Raw genomic sequence first — 26,914 nt, forward strand, 5'->3', positions numbered from 1 at the left:
CGGCAACACCGGAACCCCTCACAGCCGGAAACAAAAAACCCGCCTCGGCGGGCGGGTCGGCGGCGCCAATTGACACCATAGCCAAATTAGTAGCACAGCTGCCGGCACAAAGCAAGAACAAAATGTGGCGCCGTCGGCAAAAATACGAACTTCATCCTCCAGCGCGCTTTGTCGATCTTCCCGAAATTGTCAACGAGGACGATAGAAGGCCCATTCCTTCGCGCCCCTCTCTGGGCGAACCACCTGGCATCTCCCCACGAGGGGCGGGCTATCGCGGGTTGGAAAGCCGAGGCTTTCACTCTACGATGGACCCCCACCCCTAACCCCTCCCCACAAGGGGGAGGGAGACTTCCGTTGGCGCTAACCTCGGGCAGATTGCCTGCCTTTCGGCGCCAAAGAGGAAGGAAAGGCGCGCGGCAGCATTCCCTCCCCCTTGTGGGGAGGTTTAGGGTGGGGGTCCATCTTCGCAACAATCCAAATGCGATTGTCGTGTCGCATTCCCCAAAAGAAAACGCCGCGGTTAGAGCCGCGGCGCTTCGAAGTCGATCTGTCCTGGGCCGGAGCCTAGCTTGACGGCTGGGGTTCCATGCCGCCTTCGGGCTCGGGGCCTTTCTTGCGGCGGCCGGACTTCGGCACGGCCGAGCCGCGGCTCGGCGGTGTGTCGTCGCCAAGGTCGCGTGCGGGCTTATTGCCGGCGATCAACTGCTTGATCTCCTCGCCGGACAGCGTCTCGTATTCGAGTAGGCCTTGCGCCAGCGCGATCCATTCCTTCTTTTTCTTGGTCAGGACGGACCTTGCCGTCGAATAGGCCTCGTCGATCAGCCGGCGCACTTCGGCGTCGATGATCTGCGCCGTCTCTTCCGAGATGTTCTGCGTGCGCGCCACCGAATGGCCGAGGAACACCTCCTCCTGGTTGTCGCCATAGGCGACATGGCCGAGCTTGTCGGAGAAGCCCCAGCGCGTCACCATGGCGCGCGCCAGCTTGGTCGCCTGCTCGATATCGGAGGAGGCGCCGGAGGTGATGTTCTCCTTGCCGAATTTGAACTCCTCGGCGACACGGCCGCCCATCATGATGGCGAGGCGCGAGATCATGTATTTGTAGCTCATCGAATAGCGGTCGCCTTCCGGCAGCTGCATGACCATGCCGAGTGCCCGGCCGCGCGGGATGATGGTCGCCTTGTGCAGCGGATCGGCCGACGGCACGTTGAGCGCCAGGATGGCGTGACCGGCCTCGTGATAGGCGGTCAGCTCCTTCTCGGCCTGCGTCATCGCCGACGAGCGGCGCTCGGCGCCCATCATGATCTTGTCCTTGGCGTCCTCGAATTCGGCCATGGTGACGAGGCGCTTGTTGCGCCGCGCCGCCATCAGTGCGGACTCGTTGACCAGGTTCATCAGGTCGGCGCCGGAAAAGCCCGGCGTGCCGCGCGCGATCACCTTGAGGTCGACATTGGGCGCCAGCGGCACGTTGCGCACATGCACTTTCAGGATCTTCTCGCGGCCGACGATGTCGGGGTTCGGCACCACCACCTGGCGGTCGAAGCGGCCCGGCCTCAGCAGCGCCGGATCGAGCACGTCGGGCCGGTTGGTAGCGGCGATCAGGATGATGCTTTCGTTGGATTCGAAGCCATCCATCTCGACCAGCAGCTGGTTCAGCGTCTGCTCGCGCTCGTCATTGCCGCCGCCGAGGCCGGCACCGCGATGGCGGCCGACCGCGTCGATTTCGTCGATGAAGATGATGCAAGGCGCGTTCTTCTTGGCCTGGTCGAACATGTCGCGAACGCGGCTTGCGCCGACGCCGACGAACATCTCGACAAAGTCCGAGCCCGAAATGGTGAAGAACGGCACGTTGGCTTCACCGGCGACCGAGCGGGCGAGCAGCGTCTTGCCGGTTCCGGGAGGACCGACGAGCAGCACGCCGCGCGGGATCTTGCCGCCGAGCCGCTGGAATTTCTGCGGGTCGCGCAGGAACTCGACGATCTCTTCCAGATCTTCCTTGGCTTCGTCGACGCCGGCGACGTCCTGGAAGGTGACGCGGCCGTGCGCTTCGGTCAAAAGCTTGGCCTTCGACTTGCCGAAGCCCATGGCGCGGCCGGAACCGGACTGCATCTGGCGCATGAAGAATATCCAGACGCCGAGGATGAGGATCATCGGCAGCCAGGAGATCAGGGTGCCGAACAGCGAATTGGAGCCGTCGGATTCAGGACGCGCATTGATGGTGACGTTCTTGTCTTGCAGCCGCGAAACCAGCGACGGGTCCCCAGGAGAATAGGTCTGGAAGCCGTTGGAACTGTCAGTGTAGTTGCCGGAGATACGAGCGCCGGCAATGGTCACCGACTTGATCCGTCCCGCCGCGACTTCCTGCAGGAACTGCGAATAGGGGACATCGCTCGAGGCTCCACGCGTCTGCGGCGTCTGGAAAAGATTGAAGAGAGCGATGAGCAGGACCGCTATGATCGCCCAGAGCGCGAGGTTGCGATAATTCGGATTCATCAATTGTCCCGTTGGCGCCGCTGGGCGGACACGCGTCGTGAGAGGAAACTTGGCCCTAACATAGGGAGAGCGTCTCCCCTTGCCAAGCATAACAGCAGGTCTCGGTTAAGCTTTCGCCCGTGGTAGGCCGGCACTGTGGCCGCCGAATGGCGAGGCTGGAACCGGCGCCGCGCCAAGCAAGGCGGCGACGGCATCGGCCGGCGCCAGATCGAAAGACGGCAGGAAACGGGCGAAGGGCGCGACTGCCGGATATGCGGCGACAGCCGCCGGCATCGGACCTTCGCCAGGCAAACCAAGGCATTCGCCATCCCGCCATAGCGCCGGCTCAGCGGCCAAGGCGGCACGTACAAGGCTTGCCGGCGTGCCACGCCCGGCAATTGCCCGCTTTGCGGCAAGAGCCGCCCCGAGCGGTGCCACCAACAGCGGTGCGATCAACAATGCACCTGAACTGTCGCCCAATGTGATCCGTCTGCGGCCGTCCCAAAGGGCATTGTCGGAAAGCGCAACAGTGGGCGGCAGATCGCGCAATTCGCGATGCAGAAAGGTACCGGTACGCCGGGCATCGATCACGGTCCGCGACAATGTGGCACAAAGCGGCCCGGTGCGGAGCCGGCCGAAAAGGGCTTCGCTGCGGGCCTGGTCGGGAAGGAAGGCGGTGCCGCCGATCGCCGCCAGCAGAATGCGCAGCGCATAAATGGCCGCCCGGCTGTCGCCTTCCATCGCAAAATCCCGATCGAGGCGGACGAGGCCGGCGGCCGGCCTGGAGGCCAAGCTGCGGATCAGCATGGCCGCGCGGTGTCCCAGCTGCTCACGCTCGACCGCCGCCTTTCTGGCCAGCGCCATCGTTTCAGCCATGCGAGGCGCATCGTCGCCTTCAACAAGTGCTGCGCGGACGCGCGGCCGCTCGAAAGCGGTGTCGGCATTGGTCGGATCTTCGATCCAGGCGACCTGTTCACGCCGCAGGAATTCGCGCAGCTCAGCACGCCTTATGCCGAGCAGCGGCCGCACGATCCAGTGCCGCCACTCGTAGAGGGTTGCCGGCGCCATGCCGGCAAGGCCCCGCCCTTCATCGCGCGGCCCGTCGTCGCCTCGCCCTTCTTCACTTGGCCCTCCATCACTTGCCCGCTCGTCACGTGCCCACTCGTCACGTGCCCACTCGTTACGCGCTTGCCGCATCAGCACGGTCTCGGCCTGGTCGTCGGCGGTGTGCCCCGTCAGGATCAGGCCGATGCCTGCCGCTTCGGCGGCCTCGGCGAGCAGCCGGTAGCGCGCCTCGCGCGCGGCGGCGGGCAGGCCGGTCGATGGTTTGTGCCCCGACCAGGCGAGGATGCGATGGGCAATGCCGCGTGCTGCGCACAGCCTGGCCACGGCTTGCGCTTCCGCTGCCGCTTGCGGTCGCAATTGGTGATCGATCGTCACCGCCAGCAATTTCGTTGCCGGCGCGGTACGGTCGAGATGGGCTTTGAGGAGGAGGAGAAGGGCGGTCGAGTCGCTGCCGCCGGACACGGCCGCAACAGCGCCGTTGGAAAAGTCGATCCGCGAAAAATCCGAAAGGTCAGGCTCGGTGTCGAGCGTCATGCATGTCGCCCAAAAGTGGGCCCGGTTTTGGGGCAACGACATGCAACGGAAAAACTAGCACGCCGCGAGCGCCCTTTCCTGCTTGACCCGCTCCTTGAGCGCGCCGGAAATATCGGGGTAGCGCTTGCCGATCTCGCTGAAGGTGGCACAGGCCACGTCGCGCTGTTTCAGCCCGACCAGTGAAACGCCGAGCTTCAACAGCATGTCGGGCGCCTTCTTGGCCTTGGGATAGTCCTTGCTGGCAGCGAGGAAAATCTCGGCCGCATCGCGGTATTTCTGCTGGCCGAGCAGCGATTCACCAAGCCAGTAATGCGCGTCCGCCGCCTTGGCGTCCCGGGGAAAACGAGCGATATGGTCGCGGAAACCCTGTTCGGCGGTGCTGTAGTCGCCCGACAGGATGAACTGGTAGGAGTTTCGGTAAAGCTCCTCCGGATCGTTGGTCGAGGGGAGTGCCGCGACCACCGTATCATCGGATTTACCGGCCTTGTTGCCGGCTGCGCTGGCGCCGTTGGCTGGGGCCGTATTCTGGTCCGGCGCGTTCGCCTGCGCATTGCCGCCGGCTTCGACGACATTGCCGTTTTTGTCGACGGTGATCGTGCCGAACGTCTTGGGCGGCGCGCCGGGGATCAGCTTGCCGGGATCGCCGCTCGGCGATTCGATGATGACGTCCTCGACGCTCTTGTCGCCGGCTGGCGGCGTGTCCGCAGCAGCCGGAGCCTGCGTTGCCGGCGCCTCTGCCACGTTGCTGTCGCTGTTGGGGCTGTCGCTGCTGGGTCCGGCCTCGGACTTCTTCTGCTCGGCCGGCTGCTGCGCGCCTTGACCGCCTTCCAGCTGCTGGAAGCGGAATTCGTTGTCTTCCTGCTGCTTGCGGATCTGCTCCTGCATCTGCAGGACCTGGAAATTGAGTTCCTCGATCTTGCCGTTCATCTGCCGGAGCTGTTCCTCCAGCGCCGGAGTGCCGGTGCCATCCTGTTGCGCGAATTGAACCTGATCCGGCTTTTTCTTTTCGCCGAAAATGCCGGGCAGTTTGATCGTCGGCAGATGGAAGGAAAAACCGCTTTCCGATGACTGCCCGGTGCCGCTTGCCCCGTCAGCAACTGCCGAGATACTTGATACGAGCAGCAGCGCAAGCGTGCCGCTCAAGACCGATCTGAAATGCATGTGCCTCTCGCCGTGAAACCATTGTTGCGCGCCTCTCACTCGAAGTAGACCAGCCAACTGGGGACTAGCCAGACGCTCTCGGCTCTTAACAGGACGTGAGACTTCGGCCAAATTTTGTTTGGAGCGAGCAGATATGAAAAAGGCGGCCCTTTGGCCGCCTTTCGCACCAAGTGTTGCATTAATGCCGATCAAGAACCGGCGCCGCCCAGCGTGGTTACGGCGCGGCGGTTCTGCGACCAGCAGGAGATGTCGTCGCAAACCGCGACCGGACGCTCCTTGCCGTAAGAAATGGTCTTCAGGCGCTGCGCCGAAACGCCCTTGGCGACCAGGAAGTCTCGGGTGGCAGCAGCACGGCGGGCGCCGAGCGCCAGATTGTATTCGCGCGTGCCGCGCTCGTCGGCATGGCCTTCGATGACGATGGCATACTGCTTGTACTGGTTCAGCCACTGCGCCTGGCGCGACAGCGTCGTCTGCGCATCGGCGCGGATCGAGGACGAATCGGTATCGAAGAAGATGCGGTCGCCGATGTTGACGGTAAAGTCCTGGGCCGACCCGGGCGTTGCCGCGCCAGCGCCGTTTAGGCCGAGATCGGCGGCGCTGTTCGGCGTCTTCTTCGAGGCGCAACCGGTGATCGCGAGCATCGCGACGAGCGCGATCATGACCGGGTTTGTGGTAAGTGCTGCGATACGGCCCATGCCGCCTCTCCTTCGCAATTCGAGTGATTTCATTGATCGTCCAGTAACCACGTTTGGGTTAACCGACGCTCAAGAAACACGGTTAAAATTTGGTTTCGGCTGCCGTCCGCAGCCTTCGTTGCAGGGGGCGCCCCGACGGGTCATCCAAGGCTACACAATGAGCGCGGACCGTAGGCGGAAATGCGGCCAAAACGCGACCATCGGGTGAAAACAAGGCCGGAAACGGCGCTTTTCGGCCACCGTTGCCGACGTGCAACTGGGAGCAAAGGATGCTCGAATTGAACATCCTTGCCCGGAACTATTCGAGCAGCGGCGACCAGGCCGGATCCGAGGCGAAGTTCGCCGTCGGGATCGACTGTTCGTTGCGGCCGGTGAGATCGACCGAAACAAGTTTTGGTCCGCCATTGGAATCGCGGAAGAACATCAGCACCCGGCCGTTGGGCGCCCAGGTCGGCCCCTCCTGCTGAAAGCCGGTGGACAGGATGCGCTCACCCGAACCGTCGGTGCGCATGACGCCGATCTGGAATTCGCCGCCGGTCTGCTTGGTGAAGGCGATGAGATCGCCGCGCGGCGACCACACCGGCGTCGAATAGACGCCGTCGCCGAACGAGATGCGGGTCTGGCCCGAGCCGTCGGCGCCCATTACATAGATCTGCGCGCGGCCGCCGCGATCCGAGGTGAACACCACCTTGCTGCCGTCAGGCGAGTAGGACGGTGAGGTGTCGATGGCGGTCGAATTGGTAAGCCTGGTCGTCGAGCGGCTTCTCAGGTCCATGGCGAAGATGTTGGAATTGCCGTCATCGCGCAGCAGGCTCATGATTACTTTCTGGCCGTCCGGCGAAAAGCGCGGCGCAAAGGTCATGCCGGGGAAATTGCCGACCAGCTCGCGCTGCCCCGTCTCGATCTGCAAAAGGTACACCCGCGGCTGACCGCTCTCATAGGACATGTAGGTGATTTCCTGCCGGTTCGGCGAGAAGCGCGGCGTCAGCACGATCGATTTGCCGTTCGAGAGATAGCGGACGTTGGCGCCGTCCTGGTCCATGATGGCAAGCCGCTTCTTGCGCGCATTCTTGGCACCGGACTCGTCGATGAAGACGACGCGCGTGTCGAAATAGCCCTTCTCGCCGGTCAGCCGCTCATAGATGGCGTCGGCGATGATATGGGCGACGCGCCTGGTATTGGCGTCGTTGGCGAAGAACTGTTCCCCCGACATCTGCTGGCCGGCAAAGGTGTCCCACAGCCGGTACTGGGCGCGGACACGGCCGTCAGCCTCCTTTCCGACACTGCCGGTGACCAGCGCCTGCGCATTGATCACCTTCCAGTCTTCGAAGCGCGGCGTGGCATCCGGGTTCGAGATCTTTTCAATGAAAGCGCTTTTGTCGATCGGCGCGAACAGGCCGGAGCGTTTCAGGTCGGCACTGACGATGCCGGAAATCTCGGCGCCGAGCGCATCGCCGCCCTGGAAGTCGGTGATGGCGATCGGCAACGGCTCGACATTGCCCTTGTTGACGTTGAGCTCAACGAGCGCCCGCGCCGGCAGGGTGGCGGCGGCAGTCATGCCCAGCGCCATCGCTACGATCATCAGGAGCGGCTTGAGGATGGATTTCATGTCTTCTCGCTTCTCTTCGCTGACTCTGTGGGCGCCGGGCCTAAAGGCCGAGCATCTCCCTGGGGTCGAAAGTGACCCGAACGTCGGACCAGATGTCTTGCTTGCCCGCGGGAACTTGCAAGCCGGCCACATCGCATTTCTGAACCGCGCGCACTGCACTTTCGTCAAACGGGCGGTTTCCGCTCGACTTTTCAACGCTCGGCCGGCCATCCAACTTGCCGGAGGCGTCCAGATTGAACCGGACCACGACGACGAAATTCTCCGAACCCTCGAGCCCTGCCGGAAGTGTCCAGCAACCACCAAGCTGGGCCTCCAATGCCCCCTGCTCCGATTTCGAAAGCTTCTGGCCCTGATCCTTCTCGCCGCCGAGCGATGCCTGCTGGGTCGAGCGCTTGGCGCCGCCCCCGGCCGGCTTCCGCTTGTCGAGCAGAGCCGAAATCTCGTCGGCGTTGAATTGCTTGTCGTCCGATTTCGGCTTGGAGGAGGCTTCCTTGACCGGCTTGTCGGCGTCCTTGCGCTCCGGTGCCTTGGCGCTTTCTGCCTGGACCGGCTGCGGCTTCGGCCGAGCCTCAGGTGCCGGGGCCGAGTCCGGAAGCTGCGCCTCCTCGGTTGGCGGTTGCTTGGCAATCGCCTCGGCGACGGCATCCGGCTTGACCTCGGGCTGCGGCTCGATCGCTGCAGTCTTGTCCTGCGGCGGCGTGGGCGTCGGCTCCTTGGCCAGCGTCGGCTTGGGCTCGGTCTGCTTGACAGGCTCGGGCTTGACCTCTTCCTTCGGCTGCGGCACCGGCGCTACCTCCGTAGCGGGAATAGGCTTCGGCTCTTCCTTCGGCTTCGGCACGTCCTCGGGCTTGGGCTTTTCGACCGGCGTCGGCGCGGGTGGCGGAGCCGCCGTCATATCGACCGGCTGGGGCTTGGGCTCCGGTGTCGGCGGCTTGTCGGTGTCGACGCTGTTATCGCCGATTTTCTGGGCGTCTGGAACGATGTCGGGACGCTGCGTCGGTAGCGGCGCCGGCTTGTCGTGCATCACAGCCTTCTTGTCGCCTTGCAGGACCTGTGCCGTCGCTTCCATCGGCACGATCTCGACCGACACCGATTCCGCATCGGACGCAGGCATCGCGGGCGGCGAGGACAACGTGAACAGCCCGAAGGCAATCGCCACCGTATGCAAGATCACCGATGTGGTGAGGCCGGTCCTCATCTTGCGTCTATTGATCCTGTTCCTGCAGTGAAACCAGGCCGATATTCTTGTAGCCGGCGGCCGAGATACGAGCCATCACCTTCATGGCCATGCCGTAGTCGGTAGATTTGTCACCTCTGATGAAAATGCGCTCGTCATAGCCGGTCTTCGAGATCGCCTGCAGCTTTGCCACCAGCTCCTCGATCGGGATCTCGGTTTCCTGGAGGTAGATCTGACCGGCCGAGTTGATGGACACGGTTATAGGCTGCGTATCGGCGTTCATCGCTTTGGCCTGGGTATCCGGCAGGTCGATCGGCACGCCGACCGTCAGCAACGGCGCCGCGACCATGAAGATGATCAGCAGCACCAGCATGACGTCGACCATCGGCGTGACGTTGATCTCCGATATCAAGGCGTGATGGCGGCCGCGCCGCCTGTGGCCGCGCCCGCCGCGTCCTCCGCCACCTGCGCTTACGGACATTCCCATGATCGTTCCTCAGGCCTTCTGCGCGACTTTTTCATCGATTTGGCGCGAGAGTATGGCGGAGAACTCATCCGCGAACCCTTCCATGCGCACCGCGATCTTGCTCGCGTCCGACGACAGCTTGTTATAGGCGATGACGGCCGGGATGGCGGCGAGCAGGCCGATGGCCGTCGCCAGCAGCGCTTCGGCGATGCCGGGCGCGACCACCGACAGGCTGGTATTCTTCGAGGCGGCGATCGCCTGGAACGAGGTCATGATGCCGATCACGGTGCCGAACAGGCCGATGAACGGCGCCGCCGAGCCGGTGGTGGCGAGGAAGCCGAGCCGCCCTTCAAGCTTTTCCATCTCGCGGGTCAACGCCAGATCCATCGCCTTGTCGATGCGGGTCTGCAGGCCGAGCGGCGATTTCGCGCCCTTCTCGAAGCTCTTCTTCCATTCGCGCATGGCGGCGACGAAGATCGCGCTCATGCCGGTCGTCTTGCGGTCGGCGAGCGTGCGGTAAAGTTCTTCCAGCGACTGTCCCGACCAGAACACCTGTTCGAAGCGATTGAGCGCCAGCCGCATGCGGGCATAGGCGACGAGCTTGTCGACGATGATCGCCCAGGTCCAGATCGAGGCGCAGAGCAGCCCTATCATGACCAGCTTGACCACCCAACCGGCCTGCATGAACAAGGCCCAAATCGATAAATGCGCGCCCGGGTCGGCGAGAGCGATGTTTTCCATGTTACGTCCTTAAAGATTTTCCGGGCGTGGCTGGCGGCTGGCCCATGGGCATCCCTTGTGATCCGTTCGCGTTAGGCTGGCGGAATAACCCCAAATGCACCGTTGGCGGCCTTTTCGGGGCAAATATTGGTGAAAGGAAGGCGCTTGGATTCTCCCAATCTTAACCAATCCCTTCATGGACCGTTATGGTTAAGGATGGGTTAGGACGTACAGCGCGGCGCATTGCCGCGCCCCGACGAGCCGCCCGGCGATCCTGGCCCCGACCGGGAGCTCGGGATCGTTGCCTCTGAACCTTTATTTGCGCGTTCTGGGCATGAAGGCTGCCACCCAATCCTTGGGAAAGCGCCGCGGCCGGCCGTTCTCGCCAACGATCGCCGCTTCGACCCGCGCCTCGACCAGCACCTCGCTGCCGCGTTTCAACTGCTGCGCCATGACGATGCGCGCACCGGAAATCTCGTCGGTGCGCGTATCGATGGTCAGGATGTCGTCCATGCGGGCCGAACCGCGGAAGTCGATCTCCATGCGCCGCACCACCCAGACTATTCTCTCGCCATGCTTGCCGTCGGCAAGCTCGGTGTGGTGGACGCCGGCCAGCCGCAGATAGTCGGAACGGCCGCGCTCGAAGAATTCGAGATAGCGCGCGTGGTAGACGACGCCGGAAAAATCGGTGTCTGCATAATAGACCCGCGCCATCAATCGATGGCCGAATTCCGTCAGCGCGCCGGAAAGCCCGGCGGACAAGGCCGATTCACCATGATCGTCCATTGCTGTCCTTTTGGCCCGACGGGCCCTGTTTTAAGCAACACCTGTTTTGCGCATAGACCGGCGATGATCAAGACCTGGAGGGCGGGGCCGGGAACTGCCAGCACCGAAGCCATAAGCAGCGGAACTTACGGCTCTTCCTGGAACAGGCTGATCTGCTGCTGCGCCAGGTCCTTCGGCGCGTCGAGGCCGAGATGCCGCCAGGCATTGGCCGCCAGCACGCGGCCGCGCGGGGTGCGCATGATGAAGCCTTGCTGGATCAGAAAGGGCTCGATGATGTCCTCGATGGCATCGCGTGGTTCGGAAAGCCCGGCGGCGATGGTTTCGATGCCGACCGGCCCGCCGCCGAAATTCCGGGCGATCATCGACAGATAGCGGCGGTCGAGTGCGTCGAGGCCGAGCCCGTCGACCTCGAGCCGCGTCAGCGCCTCGTCGGCGATCTTGCGGTCGACATGGCCGTCGCCGGCAACGCTGGCAAAGTCGCGCACCCGGCGCAACAGCCGGCCGGCGATGCGCGGCGTGCCGCGCGCCCGCCGGGCGATCTCCAAAGCACCGTCGTCGCCGAGCGGCATGGCAAGGATGCGGGCGCCGCGCCGCACGATCTGTTCCAATTCCTCGACCGAGTAGAAATTGAGCCTGACCGGGATGCCGAAGCGGTCGCGCAGCGGGTTGGTCAACAGGCCGAGCCGGGTGGTGGCGGCGACGAGGGTGAAGCGGGCCAGGTCGATCTTGACCGAACGCGCCGCCGGCCCCTCGCCGATGATCAGGTCGAGCTGGAAATCCTCCATCGCCGGATAGAGGATTTCCTCGACCGCCGGGTTGAGCCGGTGGATCTCGTCGATGAACAGCACGTCGCGGTCTTCGAGGTTGGTGAGCAGCGCTGCGAGATCGCCGGCCTTGGCGATGACCGGGCCCGAGGTCGAGCGGAAATTGACGCCGAGCTCGCGCGCCATGATTTGCGCCAGCGTCGTCTTGCCGAGGCCGGGCGGGCCAACGAACAGCACATGGTCGAGCGCTTCGCTGCGCCCCTTGGCGGCTTCGATGAACACTTTGAGATTGGCCCGCACCGCCGCCTGGCCGACGAAGTCGCCGAGCGTCTGCGGCCGCAAGGTCTGCTCGGCGTCCTCGCCGCGTTTGTCGGGAGCAATGAGGCGTGGCGAAAGACTCATGCGCATACCGCTCGAAGGAAAAAGTTCGTATCGACACGGATCAAGGTCACACGGCACCCTCTCGTTCGGCGTCTTGCTGCTCGCCAACAACATGGCGGCCTACTGCATCTCTTACCACCGCGTCGATCTGTTCCAGCGTAACGGGCCCGTCAGGTGGATCACCTAGAAATCCAGCGAGGTCGGCAAATTCGAGATTGCGCGGCGTTCCTATCAGGAGACCATCCACGACCGTCCAGGCAATAATATCGCCTGACTTGAGCGACAACTCGTACCGGACTTTCTTTGGAATCGTAAGCTGCCCCCTGGAGGTCAAGCCCGCATATCCGACCATGCTCTTGTTCCTAGTCGGAATTTATTTGTCGGGCAACGTCTCACCGTGCCAGCTCCTTCAGCCCGAAGCGGATCAGCTTCGATGCGTCCGCCTCCTCGCCTGCCGTCTTCAGCGCCGCCGCCACCGCATTGGCGGCGGTGTCGCGCGAATAGCCGAGATTGACCAGCGCCGAGACGGCATCGGTGATCGGCGCCGAGGCAACGCCTTCGCCGAGCTCCTGCTTCAGGCCGATGGTGCCCGAGGCAGTGCCCGCATAGGCCGGCGCCTTGTTCTTCAGCTCGGTGACGATGCGCTCGGCCACCTTCTTGCCGACGCCGGGCGCGCGGCTGACCATGGCGATGTCGCGCAGCGCAATCGCATTGGCGAGATCGGCCGGCGCCAGCGTCGACAGGATAGCCAGCGCCACCTTGGCGCCGACGCCTTGCACATTGTTCATCAACAGCCGGAACCACTCGCGCTCCAGCACCGACTGGAACCCATAGAGCCGCAGCATATCCTCGCGCACATAGGTCTCGATGAACAACACCACCGCCTCGCCGGGCGGCGGCAATGCGGCAAGCGTGCGCGCCGAGCAATAGGCGACGTAGCCGACGCCATGCACGTCGACGATGCAGAAATCCTCGTCGATCTCGTCCAGCGTGCCTTTTAGCTTGCCGATCATTTGAGCTTGCCGATCATGCCGGGTGGGTTTCCGGAGAGATGATATCGAGGTCCGGGAAGTAGCTGCGATAGCGCGCGGCATCGCGCGTCAGTAGCCGATGTCCCGCAATGACTGCGTGGGCGCCGATAAAGAAATCCGGCAAGGTTCGTTCGCGAATGCCGCCGGCGCGGCGATAGCGCGAGTGCGTGACACCAGCGAGGAAGGCTGCTTCCCACGGCAGGAATTCACGCTCGATCTTGAGCATGTCGGCTGCTTGGCGAAGGGCCTGCTCCGTTGCAATCAGCGGCGCGAGTTCGGACCAGACGATTGTGTTGATGACAAGCGCGCCGTCGCGCCGGCATGCGGTGATTGCCGACGCCGACCACTTCTTCTCCCGTCCGGCAGGACCCCAAACGTCGATCAGGACATCTGTGTCAATCAATGTCGAGGTCTTCACGTGGGCCCCTCAGCCATTCCATATATTCGTCCGTCGTCATGCCCCCCAGATCCAGCGTACCGGCCATACGGCCGAGCATCTGGCTGAATCTGCGCGCGGCTTCCTCCTCCGACATGTTTTCGTCGACGGCTATGACACGAGCCCCGTCCTCGGTGGGGACGAACTCCACCTCCGAGCCCGGGCCGATACCCAGATGATCCCGTATTTCCTTCGGGATGGTCACTTGGCCCTTGGTGGTAACGCGCATGGTAATACCTCGTCGGTATTACTTATTATCAGCCGGAGAACAAGTCAAGAACAAACTTATCCGGCCAGCGCCGCCATCCTGTAGGCGATGCTCTGCCGGTGATGCGCGTGACAGATGGCGATAGCCAGCGCGTCGGCGGCGTCATCGCTGTCGAAAGTCGCCTTCGGCATCAGCACCTTGACCATCATGTGGATCTGCTTCTTGTCGCCATGGCCGACGCCGATCACCGCCTTTTTGACGGCGTTTGGCGCATATTCGGCAACGACAAGGCCGGCACGCGCCGGCACCAGCATGGCGATGCCGCGTGCCTGGCCGAGTTTCAGCGTCGCAGCGGCGTCCTTGTTGACGAAAGTTTGCTCGACCGCCGCCTCGTGCGGCATCGCGGCATGCAGGATCTCGGCGAGCCCGTCATGCAACTGGCAAAGACGCACCGCCAGCGCGGCCTTGTCATCGGACCGTACCGTGCCGGAGGCGACGAAGCGCAGCGAATTGCCGAGGCTCTCGACGATGCCCCAGCCGGTGCGCCTCAGCCCCGGATCGATGCCGATGATGCGAATCGCTTCCCCCATCCGCCAAGTCTACCTTCGGCGGACAGCGATGCCAGCGAAATGTGAACAAACCAGAAACGAGGTCTGGCTACGTCCCGCAGGCTGTTTGAGAGTTCGCTCTGACGAGACAGATGGCGTGGTTTTCGGGAACCGAAGCGGAGCGGACATTTGGTCCGTGAGCCCACGCATGATCCCGAAAATCGGGTTCGATTTTCCGGTTAAGATCATGCGTAATCAAAGTGCTGCAGCGTCCTTTGCGCGTCCAAAGGACGCGCGGCGCTGCAGGTAAGCGCAGAGAACCGCGCCAGGTGTCCGTCAGAGTAGAATTATCAAGCGGCCTGTCAGCCGCGGGCGAAAGCCGTGTTCAGCAGCGTGATCTGGTCTGAGACCGGATTGACGCGACGGCTCGACGGCGGCACCTCGGCGAGGCCGCCATAGATCTCCTCGTCCATGCGGCGCACCAGCGCCTGAAGGCGCAGCGAGCGGTTGACGAGGTCGACGAAATCCGTCGGCAGCTCGGCCCAGCCGGGCGCCTCCTCGTGCGCGGAGGCGGTGTCGAGACGCACCTTGGATTTTTCGGAAGCCACCTGATCGCGGGTCATCTCGCCGGAATTCGCCGCCCGCTGCAAAAGCAGCCACGAGGCGACCTGCATCAGCCTGGTGGTCAGCCGCATCGATTCGGCCGCATAAAGCGTCGCCGCCAGCCTCGACAGCTTCTTGGCCTCGGCGCGGCCCTTGCCGTCGAGATATTCGGCCGCCTGCTCGACCAGGCCCATGCCTTCCTGATAGAGCGGCTTGAAGGATTGGGAGAAAACCCGGCGCTCCGCCAGCTTGATGGTTTTCGCGCTCGCCTTCGAAGGCTCGTTCATCGCTACGCCCCTGCACTTGCCTGACAGCCGGCCGATTCGGCTCGTGGCTGCCACATTCGGCAGCCTAAACGACTGAAGCTTGAAAATGCGCTTCGCTGCCAGCGAAGGCAAGCACATGTTTAACAAACGGTTAACGGCCGCATTTAGCCGGAAGGACGCCCATGCCGGCGCACAAAAAAAGAGCCGCGGATAAGGCGGCTCTCAGGAGTTTAACAGGGAGGCGTCAAACAAAGTGGCTCCAACCACTCGGTAAGAATCCAGATCACTGGATGGACATAGTAAACGCCTGTAAAGCTTAACGAACCCTTAACGCAGGGCATATTTTTCGATCAAGCGCCCAGCATCTGTGCCGTAACAGCACAGCTGACTGGCTACGGCGCCGTTCACACCACCGGCTGGAAAGTGGGAGCGACGCGCTTGCGCAATGGTTTCCTCCAGATGGTGACCGAGATACCGAAACAAAACGGCCCTGCGAGCGACATCGTTCCGAAACAGGCGCCGCGCTAAACGCCCGTTCCTCGCAACGAGGCGGAGCAAAACCTTGCGCTCCGGCAATCATCAAAATCTCTCAAGGAGCGAACAATGGACTGGTACTCGGCCGTTAAATTTCTGCACATCGTCTCGGCGATCCTCTGGGTCGGCGGCGGCTTCACGCTGATGCTGCTCGCGGTACGCGCCGACCGCGCTGGAAACGTCGAAGGCATGCTGCAGGCGATGCGCGCCACCGGCGAGCTCGGCAACCGGTTCTTCGCGCCGATGTCGATGCTGACATTGCTCTTCGGTCTCATCATGTGCGGCTTCTGGGTCGGCTTTTCCGATCTGTGGGTGCTGATCGGCCTTGCCGGTTATGCGACGACCTTCTGCATCGGCATGTTCGTATTCAAGCCGACGGCCGACCGCATGGCGGGCATGATCGCCAAGGATGGCGTGACGCCGGCAGTGCTTGCCCAGGGCCAGCGCGTCCTCAATGCCGCGCGCTTCGACTATTCGGTGATGCTGGTGATCATCGCGGACATGGTGCTGAAGCCGACGCTGCACGACATCACCATTCTTGGCTGCATGGCGTTCGTGCTGGCTACCGGCGCCGCGCTCGCGCTTGGCAGGACGCGGCCGCTGCTGCCGAGTGCCGCCTGAGGCTTAAGGGATCCGGCGGCGGCCGACAGGGGCCGCCGTCTTACAGAAGGCCGGCTATGCCGTCCCACAGAAGCTTGACCGCGACGACCGCCACGGTCGCATAGGTAAAGGGATAGAACAGCTCCGGCCGCATCCGCCGCACCAGCCAGGCGCCGGCGATTGTCGACAGCGGCGCCAGTGGCATCAGCACCGCCGACGCGGTCAAATTGGTGGTGTCGAACTGGCCGAGCGCGAAATAAGGGATGAGCTTCAGCGCATTGGTAACGGCGAAAAAGATCGCCGCGGTGCCCGACAGCACCTTCGGATCGAGCCTGATCGGCAAGGCGTAGACCTGAAAAGGCGGTCCGCCGACATGGGCGACGAAGCTGGTGAACCCGGCAACAGTACCCCAGCAGCCGGCGGCGACGCGGTTGGGCTCCGCCGCGTGGCCGGCACCGTGGCGGAGTTGCAAATAGAGCCAGCGCAGCACGAAGATCAAGGCAACCGCGCCGACGATCAGCCGCACCATCTCTTCGGTTACAAGTGCCGCCGTCAGCCAGCCAAGGGCAATGCCGATCACGGCACCCGGCATCATGTCGGCCAGCATCTTGCGGTCGAAGATGCCCCACCATGTCCACACCGAGACAATGTCCATCAGGCACAGAATTGGCAAAAGGATTGCGGCAGCCTGAACCGGCGGCATGGTCAGCGCCATCAATGGCACGCCGACAAAGCCGACGGCGCCGCCGAAGCCGCCTTTCGACAGGCCGACGAGGATGACGGCCGGAATGGCCGCGGCATAGAACCAGGGATCGACGAGCAGACCTGACATGGGGAAGGGACGCTGGAGGGAAAGCTGAACTCTGGAATAGACCAGAAATGGCCAGACCGCGACCGCAAATATGTGGGCCAGGCCACCGAAACCCGTCACATGTTTGGCATGTCGAGCGGCGGCGGGCGTCTCCGGATCGGCTGCGCCTTGATGATGGCGGTGCTGGTTTCGGCCTTGTCGGCGATGCGGTCGAGAACCCCGTCGAGCTCGCCGATCGAGCGGACGAACAGCCGGGCAACGAAGCAGTCATCGCCCGTCACCTTGTCGCATTCGCCGAATTCCGGGATTTCCTCGATCAGCTTCTGGACGATGTGCAGCTTGCCCGGCAATGGCCGGATGCGAACGATCGCCTGCAAGGCGTAGCCGAGCGCTTGCGGATCGATATCGATGGTGAAAGCGCGGATGACGCCGCGATCCTCAAGCCGCCGAAGCCGCTCCGAAACGCTTGGCGACGACAACCCGACCTGCAGCGCCAGTTCCTTCAGCGAAGTCCGTGAATCCTTGACCAGGATATCGAGGAGCTTTCTGTCGAGCTCGTCCAGCATTTTACAATTCCAAGAAAAAGCCGATGTTTACCTAATTTAATGAGGTTGGTTCTGCATATCACCGGCAACAAGTCATGGAAAGGCCCGATCCGCCATGGGATTATAAAATCTCAACAGAGTTTCGGGAGCATCCATGGACAATACGGTACGCGGCACGATCGAAATGACGGCGGCGATGGCGATCCTCGGCACGATCGGCTGGTTCGTCGTCCTTTCCGGCCAGCCCATCATGGACGTGGTGTTCTGGCGCTGCGCCTTCGGTGCGGTAACGCTGCTGGTCATCTGCACGGCGCTGGGACTGCTGCGCGGCAGGCTGTCGCTTCGCATCGTCGCGATCGCGGCTCTCGGCGGTGCTGCCATCGTTATCAACTGGCTGCTGCTGTTCAGCGCGTTTTCGCGTGCCTCGATCTCGATCGCCACGGCTGTCTACAACACGCAGCCCTTCATGCTGGTCGGGTTTGGCGCGCTCTTCTTCTCCGAACGGCTGACGATGACCAAGCTGACCTGGCTCGGCATCGCCTTCGCCGGCATGCTGCTGATCGTGCAGGCCGCGCCCGATGCAGGCGATCATGGTACGGATTACTTTACCGGCATTGCGATGGCGCTGGCCGCGGCTTTCTTCTGGGCCGTTGCGGCTATCGTCACCAAGAAACTCAAAGGCACGCCGCCGCACCTGATCGCCCTGATCCAGGTCTGCATCGGCGTCGTCATGCTGGCACCCTTCGCCAATCTCACCCACCTTCCCGTCGATGCGCGGAGCTGGGTAATGCTGGCGACGCTCGGCATCGTCCATACCGGTCTGATGTACATCCTCATGTACGGCGCCATCCAGAAGCTGCCGACGCATCTGCAGGGATCGCTGTCCTTCATCTACCCCGTCGTCGCCATCCTCGTCGACGTCGTCGCCTTCGGCCATCGGCTGCATCCGGCGCAGATCGTCGGCGGCGCCGCGATCCTGGTCGCCGCTGCCGGCATGAATCTCGGCTGGTCGCTGTGGAAATCGAAGGTGCCTGCGTAGGGCCGCAAGCGGCCAGGCGAGGAGAATTTCGGCCAGCGGCAGCCATACGCCGAGCCCCGATAGAATGTTGACGGCAATCGTGATCCCCCTGCCGCCTGTTCAATCCCCGCACTTTGCTCTATGCCGCAATGCAACCATCTTCGCCCGGCATAGGCGATAACCGGGATCGAATTCAATGAATGACGCAACGCCGCCCAACCGCTGCCGTATCGTGCTGATCGCGCCGCCGAACGTGCCTGCCGAGCGCATCGCCGCGGCCTTCGACGGCGGTGACGTCGCCTCGCTCATCCTGCCGGAAAACGGTATGGACGAGGCCGCCTTCCAGGCCTTTGCCGAACAGATCGTGCCGGTGGCGCAAGCGGCCGGCATTGCCGTCATCATTGCTGGCGACACCCGCATCGCCGGCCGCGTCCAGGCCGATGGCATCCATGTCGAGGTCGGCAAGGACGAGCTCGCTGAAACGATCGAACACTTCCAGGCCAGGATGATGGTCGGCACCGGCGGCGCCAAGACCCGCGACGATGCGCTGGAACTCGGCGAGGTCAGGCCTGATTACATTTTCTTCGGCCGCTTCGGTTACGACAACAAGCCTGAGCCGCACCCCCGCAACCTGTCGCTCGGGCAATGGTGGGCGGACGTGATCCAGATCCCTTGCATCGTCATGGCCGGATCCGATCTTGCCTCGGTGGAAGCGGTCGCCGCCACCGGCGCCGAATTCGTGGCGCTGTCCAGCGCCGTCTTCGCCGACGGCGCCGATCCGAAGATGGCGGTCGCCGCCGCCAACGCGCTGCTCGACGAAACCGCGCCGCGCTTCGAGGACTGACGTGCACTCGCGGACAATCCTTTTCAGCGCCTTTCTTGCAACGGCCGTGACGCAGGCGATAGCGGCGGAACCCGTTCCGCTGCCGCAGCCCAGGCCGGATTCCAGCGAACCTGCCGATAAGCCGATCGCCGCACAATTGCCGCAGCCCGCCACCACCGCCCCGTTGCCGTCGGCCGACACCATCAACCCCGACCGCTTCGGCGCAAAGCCGTCCGACGCCGCCTACGGCGCCTTTCAGCGCGGGCTCTACAAGACGGCCTACAATCTTGCGCTTTCCCGCGCTCAAAACGGCGATCCGGCGGCACAGACGCTGGTGGCCGAGATACTGTCGCGCGGCCTCGGCGTGCCGGTCGACGCGGCAGGGGCGGCGAAGTGGTATGCGCTTGCCGCCGAGCAGGGCGTCCCGGAATCGCAATTCCAGTATGCGCTGATGCTGCTCGACGGCCGCTACGTCAAAAAGGACGAGAAGGAAGCCTATGCGCTGATGCAGGCCGCCGCCGAGGCCGGCAACCGCCTGGCGCAGTTCAATTTTGCGCAGCTGATGGTCGAACAGGAGCCCGGCGATGCCGGTATTGCCAAAGCCGTATCCTATTACGAGCGCGCTGCCGCGACCGGGCTTGCCGACGCACAATATGCGATGGCACAGGTCTACGCCAATGGCGCCGGCGGCAAGCCGCGCGACGATGTCCGCGCCCGCGGCCTGCTGGCACAGGCCGCGCGGCAGAACTACGACACGGCACAGATCGATCTCGCCACCTGGATGATCGAGGGACGCGGCGGCGTCCGCGACCTGAAATCCGGCTTCAACTGGATGAAACAGGCCGCAGAAGGCGGCAATGTCGCCGCCCAGAACCGTCTCGCCAAGCTCTACATGAACGGCATCGGCACCGATCCGGATCTGATCCTCGCCGGCGCCTGGTATGTTGTCGCCCGCCGCGCCGGGCTCATCGACCAAGAGATGGACGATTTCCTGCAGGGCCTGACCGACGAGCAGACGCAGCAGGCGCTGCAACGGGCCAACCGCCTGCCCTGATCGCGATCTCGCGATTCATTGCGCCCCGGGCTCGTCAGACGGGCTCATTGCGTATGATCGAGCACGACCTTGCCGAAGGGCGAGCCGTGCTCAAGGTACCGAAAGGCTTCGGCGGCCTGGCTCCACGGCACGACCCGGTCGATCACCGGTCTCAATCGGTTGACGACAATGGCGCGGTTCATCGCCTCGAAGGATTCGCGTGAGCCCACCGGTATGCCTCGCGCCCTAACCTGCCGGCGGAAGATGTCGAGCGGGTTGATGGCGCCGTCACTGCCGCCGAGATAGCCGATGACGTTGATCTGGGCGCCGCGAGCCGCTGCCCCCAGCGATTGTGCAAAACTCTGCGGTCCGCCAACCTCGATGATATGGTCGGCGCCGCGGCCATCCGTCAATCCCAGCACGGCCGATGCCCAATCGGGGACGCTGCGATAGTTCACGCCATCCTGCGCGCCAAGTTGCTTTGCCCGCGCGAGCTTCTCGTCGCTGCTCGACGTCACGATGACGCGCGCCCCGGCAGCGGCGGCGAACTGCACCGCAAACAGTGAAACGCCGCCGGTGCCGAGGCAAAGCACGGTGTCGCCGGGTTTGACGCTGCCCTCAGTAAACAGCGCGTGCCATGCCGTCACGCCGGCGCATGGCAGGGTCGCCGCCTCGAGGTCGCTCAGATTGGCCGGCGCCAGCACCGCCGCCTGTTCGTCAAGCCGGGCAAATTCGCTGAGCAGCCCGTCGATCGGGCCGCCACGTTGATAGGAGGGCTCGGCCATGGCGAAACTGCCACCGACCCAGCGCTGCCAGAACGTGCCGCAGACCCGGTCGCCGATCTTGAACCGGCTGACCTCGGCGCCGATGGCAATGACTTCGCCGACGCCGTCCGACAGCGGCACCAGCGGGAATGCAAACTTCGTGTGATAGCTGCCGCGGACGATCTCGGCATCGCGGTAGTTCAGCGCCGTCGCCTTGACCTTCACAATCATCTCCTGGCGCCCTGGTTCAGGCATCGGCCGCTCGACCATTCTGAGGTTCTCGAGGCCGCCCGGGCTCTGCAATTCGATCGCTTTCATCGTCGTTCCTTTCCGGCTGGGTCCTGCCGGAGGAAAATCGCTTGCCATCCACCGAATTTCAAATTCATAATGTTCAGGATAATTATGCTTCTATGACATGTTCGGGGGTGTCGTGCTTGAAGAATTGAAAACACTGGCCCTCTTTGCCGAGGAGGGTTCGATTCAGAAGGTGGCGCAACGCCTGCCGTTGACGCAGCCGGCCGTCACCCGCCAGATTCAGCGGCTGGAGGAGATGCTCGGCACGGAATTGCTCGACCGCCGGCTAAAGCCGTCGCGACTGACCCCGGCCGGCGTAGAGGTGCTGGCACGCGGCAAGGACATTCTCGCCGCCGTCGACGCGCTGAAATCATTCGCCAAGGGCGACGAGCCGGAGGGCCTGCTGCGGCTCGGCCTCGCGCATGGACTTTGCGACAAAGCCGTGGCCGCCGCTATTGCTGATGCCGTGGCGCGGTTTCCGAAGATCTCGCTACGTCTGAAGAGCGGCTGGAGTCTTGAGCTGGCCGACCAGCACAAGCGCGGACAGCTCGACCTCGCCTTCATCCTGGACGGAGGCAATTCCAAAACTGGCGACGGCGTTGTCGGAACCGAGCCCCTCGGCATCATCGCTGCCGAAAACACCGGCCGGCAAGCCGACGTCAAGACCATGCCCTGGGTCCTCAGCCCTGAGCCTTGCGACGCGCGCGGGCGGCTGGCGGCTGCCCTTGCCGAGGGCGGCCACAGGTTGATGGTGGGGGCCGAGATTCAGGACAGCGCGCTGCAGATCGACTGGGTTCGTCGAGGCCAAGGCCTTGGTCTGCTACCCACGCGGCTGCTGCGGGAAAAGCTGCCGGAGGGCATTGCCCTGGTCGACGCTCCCGGCCTCGAGCTGGCGCTGCGAATTGTCGTCCTGCGTTCGCCGCACCTGCATCTTTTGACAGAGGTCGCCGACGCAGTGACCGAGGCCGTCACCGCGACTGTCAGGACGGACTAAAGCTGCCGCGCCGCGCTGCCGGGCCAGCTTCGTTCCCGCTTCATCGGAAGGCGCTCCTTGCCTCTGCTGGCGATTTGTGGTCTTGGAGGCGCCAAATTGCCCTTTGCGGCGATCATCTCATTTCCGGATCACCTCACCATGGCCAAGATCAATGGCAACGAAATCCGTCCCGGCAACGTCATCGAGCATGATGGCGGCCTTTGGGTGGCGGTCAGGACCAACACCGTCAAGCCCGGCAAGGGCGGCGCCTACAACCAGGTCGAACTCAAGAACCTGATCAACGGCACCAAGCTCAACGAGCGCTTCCGTTCGGCCGAGACGGTCGAGCAGATCCGACTCGATCTGAAGGATTTTTCCTTCCTCTACGAGCAGGGCGACGCGCTGGTGTTCATGGACACCGAAAGCTACGAGCAGCTCGAATTGCAAAAGGAGTTCGTCGGCGATCGCGCCGCCTTCCTGCAGGACGGCATGATGGTGACGGTCCAGCTCTATGATGAAAGGCCGATCGGCATTTCGCTGCCCGACCAGGTGACGCTGACCATCACCGAGGCCGACCCGGTGGTGAAGGGCCAGACGGCAGCCTCGTCCTACAAGCCGGCGATACTCGAAAACGGCATCCGCGTGCTGGTGCCGCCGTTCATCGGCTCGGGCGAGCGCATCATCGTCGATACCAACGAAATCACTTACGTACGCCGCGCCGACTAAGGCATGATCCCAAAGAGTGGCAGACTTTTTGGATAAGATCATGGGTCAAGGCAAATAGGCGCAGCGACAGGAAGAACAGCAATGGCGCGTTCCGCGATCCTCAATGTCATGGTCCAGGCCGCAATGAAGGCCGGCCGCTCGCTGTCGCGTGACTTCGGCGAAGTGCAGAACCTGCAGGTCTCGATGAAAGGGCCGGGCGACTATGTCAGCCAGGCCGACCGCAAGGCCGAAGACATCGTCTTTGCCGAACTGTCCAAGGCGCGGCCCGGCTACGCGTTCCTGATGGAGGAACGCGGCGTGATCGAGGGCGACGACGGCCAGCACCGCTGGATCGTCGACCCGCTCGACGGCACCACCAATTTCCTGCACGGCATTCCGCTCTTTGCCGTTTCGATCGCGCTGGAGCGCCAAGGCCAGATCGTCGCCGGCGTCGTCTACAATCCGGCGATGGATGAACTCTATACCGCCGAGCGCGGCGGCGGCGCTTTCATGAACGACCGCCGGCTGCGCGTTGCCGGCCGCACCAAGCTGGTCGACGCGGTGATCGGCTGCGGCATGCCGCATCTCGGGCGTGGCCAGCACGGCAATTTCCTTGTCGAGTTGCGCAATGTCATGGCCGAGGTCTCGGGCGTGCGCAGCCTCGGCTCCGCCTCGCTCGATCTCGCCTACGTCGCTGCCGGCCGCATGGACGGCTTTTGGGAAATCGGCCTGTCGGCCTGGGACATTGCCGCCGGCATTTTGCTGATCCGCGAGGCGGGCGGCTTCGTCTCCGATTTCGCCGGCGGCCAGGAGATGCTGACCGCCGGTTCGGTCGTTGCCGGCAACGAACTCATGCAGCGCGCGCTGTTGAAGACGGTGAAGAAGCCACTCCCAGTGCGCTGATGTAGTCGCGCCGCGCTGAAGCGCCGCAGTCGCAAAACCGCAACCAAAGCTTGAAATACTATCCCGCGGCCGCCCAGATAAGGCGACGCAGGATCATCGATGACGAACAGCCGGCCCACGTCCCAGAGCGAATTACCCCAGTTCGACATCCCCTTCATGGGGCGCTGGCATTACTCGCGCGCCGAGATCATCGCCGACGGTATCGTCCACGCCGTGGGCATCGTGCTGGCGATCGCTGCCGGCTCGACGCTGCTGGCACTGGCCGCCTATCGAACCGGCCCCGGCGAATATGTCGCCGCCGCATTCTATGTGGTCTCGCTGCTCACCGTGCTGTCGATTTCGCTGGCCTATAATCTCTGGCCGGTATCGTCGCCGGCGAAATGGATATTGCGGCGCTTCGACCATGCGGCGATCTACCTGCTGATCGCGGCGACCTACACGCCTTTCCTGGCCCAGCTCGGCGGCTCGCCGCTGGCCGTTTCGATGATCGTCCTGGTCTGGATCGCCGCGGCGGTCGGCATCGCCATCAAGGTCTTTCTTCCCGGCCGTTTCGACCGACTGGCGATCGTCTTCTATCTAGCTATCGGCTGGAGCGGCATCGTTCTGGTGGAGCCGCTCGTGCGGACGCTGCCGGCGACATCGATCGCGCTCATCGTTGCCGGCGGCATCGTCTATTCCTGCGGCGTGATCTTCTTCGCCTGGAAGGGCCTGCGCTTCCACAATGCGCTGTGGCATGGCTTTGTCGTCACCGGCGCCGGCCTGCATCTGGCCGCCATGGTCGACTGCCTGGTCATCAACCGGCTTTGACCTCCGGTCGCGGACAGTGGCAATATTGCCAAGCGCCATTCAATTTCGTCACAATTCCGTTTAGAGTCGCAAACACAAATTGATCGGCGGCGACGGCATCGGAAACGGGGCACGGATGACTCTTCTCAGATCCTTCGGCATGGGCAGGCGCTCCGACGTTCTGATCTACGATCCGCACAAATTGTCGAGCCCGCAGGTGTTTCTGCTGACCATGGTGATCTTTCTATTCATCGTGGCCTTTATCGCCGCCATCCTGACCCGCCAGATCTCGACGGCCTTCATCACCAATCCCGGCCTCAACGGCCTGATCATCGGCGTGCTGGCGGTCGGCATCCTGTTGGCCTTCGTCCAGGTCGGCCGGCTGTTCCGCGAGGTGCGCTGGGTCAACTCGTTCCGCGCCGGTTCCGAAACCACCGAACCGGTGCTGCTGGCGCCGATGAAGGCGATGATCGGTCGCTCGTCGACGATTGCCTTCTCGACCAGTTCGATGCGCACGATGCTGGATTCGATCGCCACCCGCCTCGACGAAAGCCGCGACACGTCGCGCTACCTTGTCGGACTGCTGGTGTTCCTGGGCCTGCTCGGCACCTTCTGGGGCCTGCTCAACACGATCGGCTCGATCCGCGAAACCATCGAGTCGCTCGATCCCGGCACCGGCGATGCCGCCGCCGTGCTCGAATCCCTGAAGCAGGGGCTTTCCGCTCCGTTGGCCGGCATGGGCACCGCCTTCTCGTCCTCGCTGTTCGGCCTGTCCGGCTCGCTGGTGCTCGGCTTCCTCGACCTGCAGGCCGGCCGCGCCCAGACGCGCTTCTATACCGAACTCGAAAACTGGCTGTCCTCGGTCACCGACCTGTCCTCCGACATCGTCGTTGCCGACGCGGCCAAGACCGAACCCTCCGAGGAAATCCGGCTGTTGTCGGAAAAGCTGCGCACCCTGCAGGAGAATGGCGGCGGCTCCAATCCGCGCGTCGCCACCGCCATGGCCAATCTCGCCGACGGCATTTCCGGCCTGGTCAAGAACATGCGCTCGGAACAGCAGATCATGCGCGACTGGGTCGAGGCCCAGTCCGACGAGCAGAGGGCGATGCGCAACACCTTGGAGAAGATCGCCGACGCCTTGAAGAAGACTGGAGTGCATTGACGTGGCGTTGGCACGAGGCCGGCGCTCCGACCGCCGCATCGATTACTGGCCGGGCTTCGTCGATGCGCTGTCGACGCTGCTGTTGTCGATCATGTTCCTGCTCACGGTTTTCGTGCTGGCGCAGTTCCTGCTCGGCCGCGAGATCTCCGGCAAGGACACGGTGCTCAACCGCCTCAACTCGCAGATCAACGAGTTGACCCAGCTTCTGGCGCTGGAGCGCTCGACGACGCAGGACAAGGAAGACACCCTTGCCAATTTGCAGGCATCGCTGTCTGCGTCGGAGGCGGAAAAGAGCCGGCTCGAGCAATTGCTGGCGCAAGGCGCCGGTGCCGGCGATGCCGCCAACCAGCGCGCAACGGCCCTTTCCGGCGAGCTCGACAGCCAGCGCCAGATCAGCCAGCAGGCGCTGAGCCAGGTCGAGATCCTCAACCAGCAGATTTCGGCGCTGCGCAAGCAGATCGCAGCGCTCGAACAAGCGCTCGACGTGTCCGAAACGCGCGACCGCGAATCCAACACCAAGATCGCCGATCTCGGCCGCCGCCTCAACGTCGCACTGGCGCAACGCGTGCAGGAGCTGAACCGTTACCGCTCCGATTTCTTCGGCCGCTTGCGTGAAATTCTCGCCGACCGCGAGAACATCCGCATCGTCGGCGACCGCTTCGTCTTCCAGTCGGAAGTGCTTTTCCCGACCGGCTCCGAAGTGATCAACGATGCCGGCAAGGTCGAGATGAAGAAGCTCGCCGATGCCATCATCGAATTGCAAAAGGAGATCCCGCCGGAGATCAACTGGGTGCTGCGCGTCGACGGCCACACCGACAACAAGCCGCTCTCCGGCACCGGCCGCTACCGCGACAATTGGGAATTGTCGACGGCGCGCTCGACATCGGTGGTCAAGTTCCTGATCGAGAACGGCGTGCCGGCCAACCGGCTGGTCGCGGCCGGCTTCGGCGAATTCCAGCCGCTCGACCCCGCCGATACCGAAGAGGCGCGCAACAAGAACCGCCGCATCGAGTTGAAGCTGACCGAGCGGTGATCCGCAAGCCT

At 63.5% G+C, this 26,914-nt stretch carries 29 protein-coding genes; 10 read left to right on the forward strand and 19 right to left on the reverse strand.

Annotated elements, in window-relative coordinates; genetic code table 11:
• Positions 1 to 564 precede the first annotated feature (564 nt).
• The 16 genes from ftsH to rcdA form a co-directional block, all read right to left on the reverse strand.
• A complete protein-coding gene (ftsH, locus tag NKH70_RS18445) occupies positions 565 to 2,490 on the reverse strand; it encodes an ATP-dependent zinc metalloprotease FtsH (RefSeq protein WP_352517047.1) in 1,926 nt (641 codons plus the stop codon).
• 105 nt (positions 2,491 to 2,595) lie between these two features.
• Positions 2,596 to 4,068: a tRNA lysidine(34) synthetase TilS gene (tilS, locus tag NKH70_RS18450; RefSeq protein WP_352909919.1), complete on the reverse strand. Its 1,473-nt coding sequence runs from the start codon at positions 4,066 to 4,068 to the stop codon at positions 2,596 to 2,598.
• Between the two features lie 54 nt (positions 4,069 to 4,122).
• A complete protein-coding gene (ybgF, locus tag NKH70_RS18455) occupies positions 4,123 to 5,229 on the reverse strand; it encodes a tol-pal system protein YbgF (RefSeq protein WP_352909917.1) in 1,107 nt (368 codons plus the stop codon).
• A gap of 188 nt (positions 5,230 to 5,417) precedes the next feature.
• Entirely contained in the window at positions 5,418 to 5,924 is a 507-nt protein-coding gene (pal, locus tag NKH70_RS18460) for a peptidoglycan-associated lipoprotein Pal (RefSeq protein ID WP_023677992.1), read from the reverse strand.
• A gap of 298 nt (positions 5,925 to 6,222) precedes the next feature.
• On the reverse strand, positions 6,223 to 7,506 hold the full coding sequence (tolB, locus tag NKH70_RS18465; RefSeq protein WP_502895839.1) for a Tol-Pal system beta propeller repeat protein TolB: 1,284 nt from the start codon (positions 7,504 to 7,506) through the stop codon (positions 6,223 to 6,225).
• Between the two features lie 67 nt (positions 7,507 to 7,573).
• Entirely contained in the window at positions 7,574 to 8,731 is a 1,158-nt protein-coding gene (gene tolA, locus NKH70_RS18470; protein WP_352909914.1) for a cell envelope integrity protein TolA, read from the reverse strand.
• Between the two features lie 7 nt (positions 8,732 to 8,738).
• A complete protein-coding gene (tolR, locus tag NKH70_RS18475) occupies positions 8,739 to 9,197 on the reverse strand; it encodes a protein TolR (RefSeq protein ID WP_352909911.1) in 459 nt (152 codons plus the stop codon).
• A gap of 9 nt (positions 9,198 to 9,206) precedes the next feature.
• A complete protein-coding gene (gene tolQ / locus NKH70_RS18480; RefSeq protein ID WP_352489260.1) occupies positions 9,207 to 9,917 on the reverse strand; it encodes a protein TolQ in 711 nt (236 codons plus the stop codon).
• Between the two features lie 294 nt (positions 9,918 to 10,211).
• Positions 10,212 to 10,682 carry a tol-pal system-associated acyl-CoA thioesterase gene (gene ybgC, locus NKH70_RS18485; RefSeq protein WP_352909908.1) on the reverse strand — a complete coding sequence of 157 codons (471 nt, stop codon included), beginning with the start codon at positions 10,680 to 10,682 and terminating at the stop codon, positions 10,212 to 10,214.
• 125 nt (positions 10,683 to 10,807) lie between these two features.
• On the reverse strand, positions 10,808 to 11,848 hold the full coding sequence (gene ruvB, locus NKH70_RS18490) for a Holliday junction branch migration DNA helicase RuvB (protein WP_023719611.1): 1,041 nt from the start codon (positions 11,846 to 11,848) through the stop codon (positions 10,808 to 10,810).
• 46 nt (positions 11,849 to 11,894) lie between these two features.
• Entirely contained in the window at positions 11,895 to 12,179 is a 285-nt protein-coding gene (locus NKH70_RS18495) for an AbrB/MazE/SpoVT family DNA-binding domain-containing protein (protein WP_352909906.1), read from the reverse strand.
• A 40-nt stretch (positions 12,180 to 12,219) separates the two neighbouring features.
• The gene (gene ruvA, locus NKH70_RS18500) at positions 12,220 to 12,840 is read right to left on the reverse strand and encodes a Holliday junction branch migration protein RuvA (RefSeq protein ID WP_352522865.1); all 621 of its coding nucleotides are present in this window, start codon (positions 12,838 to 12,840) and stop codon (positions 12,220 to 12,222) included.
• A 13-nt stretch (positions 12,841 to 12,853) separates the two neighbouring features.
• Positions 12,854 to 13,276, reverse strand: coding sequence for a type II toxin-antitoxin system VapC family toxin (locus tag NKH70_RS18505; RefSeq protein ID WP_352909905.1), 423 nt, complete (start codon positions 13,274 to 13,276; stop codon positions 12,854 to 12,856).
• Positions 13,254 to 13,523 (reverse strand): AbrB/MazE/SpoVT family DNA-binding domain-containing protein, encoded by a 270-nt coding sequence (locus tag NKH70_RS18510; RefSeq protein WP_352909903.1) that lies wholly within the window; start codon positions 13,521 to 13,523, stop codon positions 13,254 to 13,256. Before NKH70_RS18510 ends, NKH70_RS18505 begins: the two co-directional genes overlap by 23 nt.
• 56 nt (positions 13,524 to 13,579) lie before the next feature.
• Complete coding sequence (gene ruvC, locus NKH70_RS18515; protein WP_023678004.1) at positions 13,580 to 14,092, reverse strand: crossover junction endodeoxyribonuclease RuvC; 513 nt, start codon at positions 14,090 to 14,092, stop codon at positions 13,580 to 13,582.
• A 320-nt stretch (positions 14,093 to 14,412) separates the two neighbouring features.
• A complete protein-coding gene (gene rcdA / locus NKH70_RS18520; RefSeq protein WP_352909901.1) occupies positions 14,413 to 14,940 on the reverse strand; it encodes a protease adaptor protein RcdA in 528 nt (175 codons plus the stop codon).
• Positions 14,941 to 15,522: 582 nt separating this feature from the next.
• Between rcdA and NKH70_RS18525 the strand changes: the two genes are divergently transcribed.
• A complete protein-coding gene (locus NKH70_RS18525) occupies positions 15,523 to 16,074 on the forward strand; it encodes a DUF2269 family protein (RefSeq protein ID WP_352465696.1) in 552 nt (183 codons plus the stop codon).
• Positions 16,075 to 16,114: 40 nt separating this feature from the next.
• Here the strand turns inward: NKH70_RS18525 and NKH70_RS18530 are convergent, their stop codons facing one another.
• Positions 16,115 to 16,885 carry a sulfite exporter TauE/SafE family protein gene (locus tag NKH70_RS18530; protein ID WP_352909898.1) on the reverse strand — a complete coding sequence of 257 codons (771 nt, stop codon included), beginning with the start codon at positions 16,883 to 16,885 and terminating at the stop codon, positions 16,115 to 16,117.
• A gap of 95 nt (positions 16,886 to 16,980) precedes the next feature.
• Entirely contained in the window at positions 16,981 to 17,430 is a 450-nt protein-coding gene (locus NKH70_RS18535; RefSeq protein ID WP_352909896.1) for an Lrp/AsnC family transcriptional regulator, read from the reverse strand.
• A 133-nt stretch (positions 17,431 to 17,563) separates the two neighbouring features.
• Here NKH70_RS18535 and NKH70_RS18540 point away from each other — a divergent pair, with 133 nt between their 5' ends.
• The 3 genes from NKH70_RS18540 (at position 17,564) to NKH70_RS18550 (ending at position 20,304) form a co-directional block, all read left to right on the forward strand.
• Positions 17,564 to 18,448 (forward strand): DMT family transporter, encoded by an 885-nt coding sequence (locus NKH70_RS18540; RefSeq protein WP_352909895.1) that lies wholly within the window; start codon positions 17,564 to 17,566, stop codon positions 18,446 to 18,448.
• 175 nt (positions 18,449 to 18,623) lie between these two features.
• A complete protein-coding gene (locus NKH70_RS18545; RefSeq protein ID WP_352909893.1) occupies positions 18,624 to 19,271 on the forward strand; it encodes a thiamine phosphate synthase in 648 nt (215 codons plus the stop codon).
• 1 nt (position 19,272) lies between these two features.
• On the forward strand, positions 19,273 to 20,304 hold the full coding sequence (locus NKH70_RS18550) for a tetratricopeptide repeat protein (RefSeq protein WP_352979185.1): 1,032 nt from the start codon (positions 19,273 to 19,275) through the stop codon (positions 20,302 to 20,304).
• A gap of 44 nt (positions 20,305 to 20,348) precedes the next feature.
• Here NKH70_RS18550 and NKH70_RS18555 read toward each other — a convergent pair whose 3' ends face one another.
• Positions 20,349 to 21,365: a zinc-dependent alcohol dehydrogenase family protein gene (locus NKH70_RS18555; RefSeq protein WP_352909888.1), complete on the reverse strand. Its 1,017-nt coding sequence runs from the start codon at positions 21,363 to 21,365 to the stop codon at positions 20,349 to 20,351.
• Between the two features lie 112 nt (positions 21,366 to 21,477).
• Here NKH70_RS18555 and NKH70_RS18560 point away from each other — a divergent pair, with 112 nt between their 5' ends.
• The 6 genes from NKH70_RS18560 to NKH70_RS18585 all read left to right on the forward strand — a co-directional run bounded on the left by NKH70_RS18560 (position 21,478) and on the right by NKH70_RS18585 (position 26,903).
• Entirely contained in the window at positions 21,478 to 22,335 is an 858-nt protein-coding gene (locus NKH70_RS18560) for a LysR family transcriptional regulator (RefSeq protein ID WP_352909887.1), read from the forward strand.
• 138 nt (positions 22,336 to 22,473) lie between these two features.
• On the forward strand, positions 22,474 to 23,040 hold the full coding sequence (gene efp / locus NKH70_RS18565; protein ID WP_292664037.1) for an elongation factor P: 567 nt from the start codon (positions 22,474 to 22,476) through the stop codon (positions 23,038 to 23,040).
• An 81-nt stretch (positions 23,041 to 23,121) separates the two neighbouring features.
• Positions 23,122 to 23,922: an inositol monophosphatase family protein gene (locus NKH70_RS18570; protein ID WP_352909884.1), complete on the forward strand. Its 801-nt coding sequence runs from the start codon at positions 23,122 to 23,124 to the stop codon at positions 23,920 to 23,922.
• A 99-nt stretch (positions 23,923 to 24,021) separates the two neighbouring features.
• Positions 24,022 to 24,729 (forward strand): PAQR family membrane homeostasis protein TrhA, encoded by a 708-nt coding sequence (trhA, locus tag NKH70_RS18575; RefSeq protein ID WP_352909881.1) that lies wholly within the window; start codon positions 24,022 to 24,024, stop codon positions 24,727 to 24,729.
• A 115-nt stretch (positions 24,730 to 24,844) separates the two neighbouring features.
• Positions 24,845 to 25,870, forward strand: a complete 1,026-nt coding sequence (locus tag NKH70_RS18580) for a MotA/TolQ/ExbB proton channel family protein (protein ID WP_352909878.1) — start codon at positions 24,845 to 24,847, stop codon at positions 25,868 to 25,870.
• Between the two features lies 1 nt (position 25,871).
• Positions 25,872 to 26,903, forward strand: a complete 1,032-nt coding sequence (locus NKH70_RS18585) for a peptidoglycan -binding protein (RefSeq protein WP_352909876.1) — start codon at positions 25,872 to 25,874, stop codon at positions 26,901 to 26,903.
• Positions 26,904 to 26,914 lie beyond the last annotated feature (11 nt).

Source organism: Mesorhizobium sp. M0991, from assembly GCF_040318915.1.
GTDB lineage: Bacteria > Pseudomonadota > Alphaproteobacteria > Rhizobiales > Rhizobiaceae > Mesorhizobium.

What these genes read in the sequence shown, in the direction of transcription:
- NKH70_RS18555 (WP_352909888.1), bottom strand. Translation starts at nt 21,365, where the DNA reads ATGAAAGCGATCGAATTGCAGAGCCCGGGCGGCCTCGAGAACCTCAGA.
- tolA (WP_352909914.1), bottom strand. Translation starts at nt 8,731, where the DNA reads ATGAGGACCGGCCTCACCACATCGGTGATCTTGCATACGGTGGCGATT.
- pal (WP_023677992.1), bottom strand. Translation starts at nt 5,924, where the DNA reads ATGGGCCGTATCGCAGCACTTACCACAAACCCGGTCATGATCGCGCTC.
- NKH70_RS18525 (WP_352465696.1), top strand. Translation starts at nt 15,523, where the DNA reads ATGGACTGGTACTCGGCCGTTAAATTTCTGCACATCGTCTCGGCGATC.
- tolR (WP_352909911.1), bottom strand. Translation starts at nt 9,197, where the DNA reads ATGGGAATGTCCGTAAGCGCAGGTGGCGGAGGACGCGGCGGGCGCGGC.
- NKH70_RS18535 (WP_352909896.1), bottom strand. Translation starts at nt 17,430, where the DNA reads ATGCTGGACGAGCTCGACAGAAAGCTCCTCGATATCCTGGTCAAGGAT.
- tilS (WP_352909919.1), bottom strand. Translation starts at nt 4,068, where the DNA reads ATGACGCTCGACACCGAGCCTGACCTTTCGGATTTTTCGCGGATCGAC.
- NKH70_RS18570 (WP_352909884.1), top strand. Translation starts at nt 23,122, where the DNA reads ATGGCGCGTTCCGCGATCCTCAATGTCATGGTCCAGGCCGCAATGAAG.
- ruvC (WP_023678004.1), bottom strand. Translation starts at nt 14,092, where the DNA reads ATGGGGGAAGCGATTCGCATCATCGGCATCGATCCGGGGCTGAGGCGC.
- ybgC (WP_352909908.1), bottom strand. Translation starts at nt 10,682, where the DNA reads ATGGACGATCATGGTGAATCGGCCTTGTCCGCCGGGCTTTCCGGCGCG.
- NKH70_RS18510 (WP_352909903.1), bottom strand. Translation starts at nt 13,523, where the DNA reads ATGCGCGTTACCACCAAGGGCCAAGTGACCATCCCGAAGGAAATACGG.
- NKH70_RS18530 (WP_352909898.1), bottom strand. Translation starts at nt 16,885, where the DNA reads ATGTCAGGTCTGCTCGTCGATCCCTGGTTCTATGCCGCGGCCATTCCG.
- ruvB (WP_023719611.1), bottom strand. Translation starts at nt 11,848, where the DNA reads ATGAGTCTTTCGCCACGCCTCATTGCTCCCGACAAACGCGGCGAGGAC.
- ftsH (WP_352517047.1), bottom strand. Translation starts at nt 2,490, where the DNA reads ATGAATCCGAATTATCGCAACCTCGCGCTCTGGGCGATCATAGCGGTC.
- ruvA (WP_352522865.1), bottom strand. Translation starts at nt 12,840, where the DNA reads ATGATCGGCAAGCTAAAAGGCACGCTGGACGAGATCGACGAGGATTTC.
- NKH70_RS18540 (WP_352909895.1), top strand. Translation starts at nt 17,564, where the DNA reads ATGGACAATACGGTACGCGGCACGATCGAAATGACGGCGGCGATGGCG.
- rcdA (WP_352909901.1), bottom strand. Translation starts at nt 14,940, where the DNA reads ATGAACGAGCCTTCGAAGGCGAGCGCGAAAACCATCAAGCTGGCGGAG.
- NKH70_RS18580 (WP_352909878.1), top strand. Translation starts at nt 24,845, where the DNA reads ATGACTCTTCTCAGATCCTTCGGCATGGGCAGGCGCTCCGACGTTCTG.
- ybgF (WP_352909917.1), bottom strand. Translation starts at nt 5,229, where the DNA reads ATGCATTTCAGATCGGTCTTGAGCGGCACGCTTGCGCTGCTGCTCGTA.
- trhA (WP_352909881.1), top strand. Translation starts at nt 24,022, where the DNA reads ATGACGAACAGCCGGCCCACGTCCCAGAGCGAATTACCCCAGTTCGAC.
- tolB (WP_502895839.1), bottom strand. Translation starts at nt 7,506, where the DNA reads ATGATCGTAGCGATGGCGCTGGGCATGACTGCCGCCGCCACCCTGCCG.
- NKH70_RS18495 (WP_352909906.1), bottom strand. Translation starts at nt 12,179, where the DNA reads ATGGTCGGATATGCGGGCTTGACCTCCAGGGGGCAGCTTACGATTCCA.
- efp (WP_292664037.1), top strand. Translation starts at nt 22,474, where the DNA reads ATGGCCAAGATCAATGGCAACGAAATCCGTCCCGGCAACGTCATCGAG.
- tolQ (WP_352489260.1), bottom strand. Translation starts at nt 9,917, where the DNA reads ATGGAAAACATCGCTCTCGCCGACCCGGGCGCGCATTTATCGATTTGG.
- NKH70_RS18545 (WP_352909893.1), top strand. Translation starts at nt 18,624, where the DNA reads ATGAATGACGCAACGCCGCCCAACCGCTGCCGTATCGTGCTGATCGCG.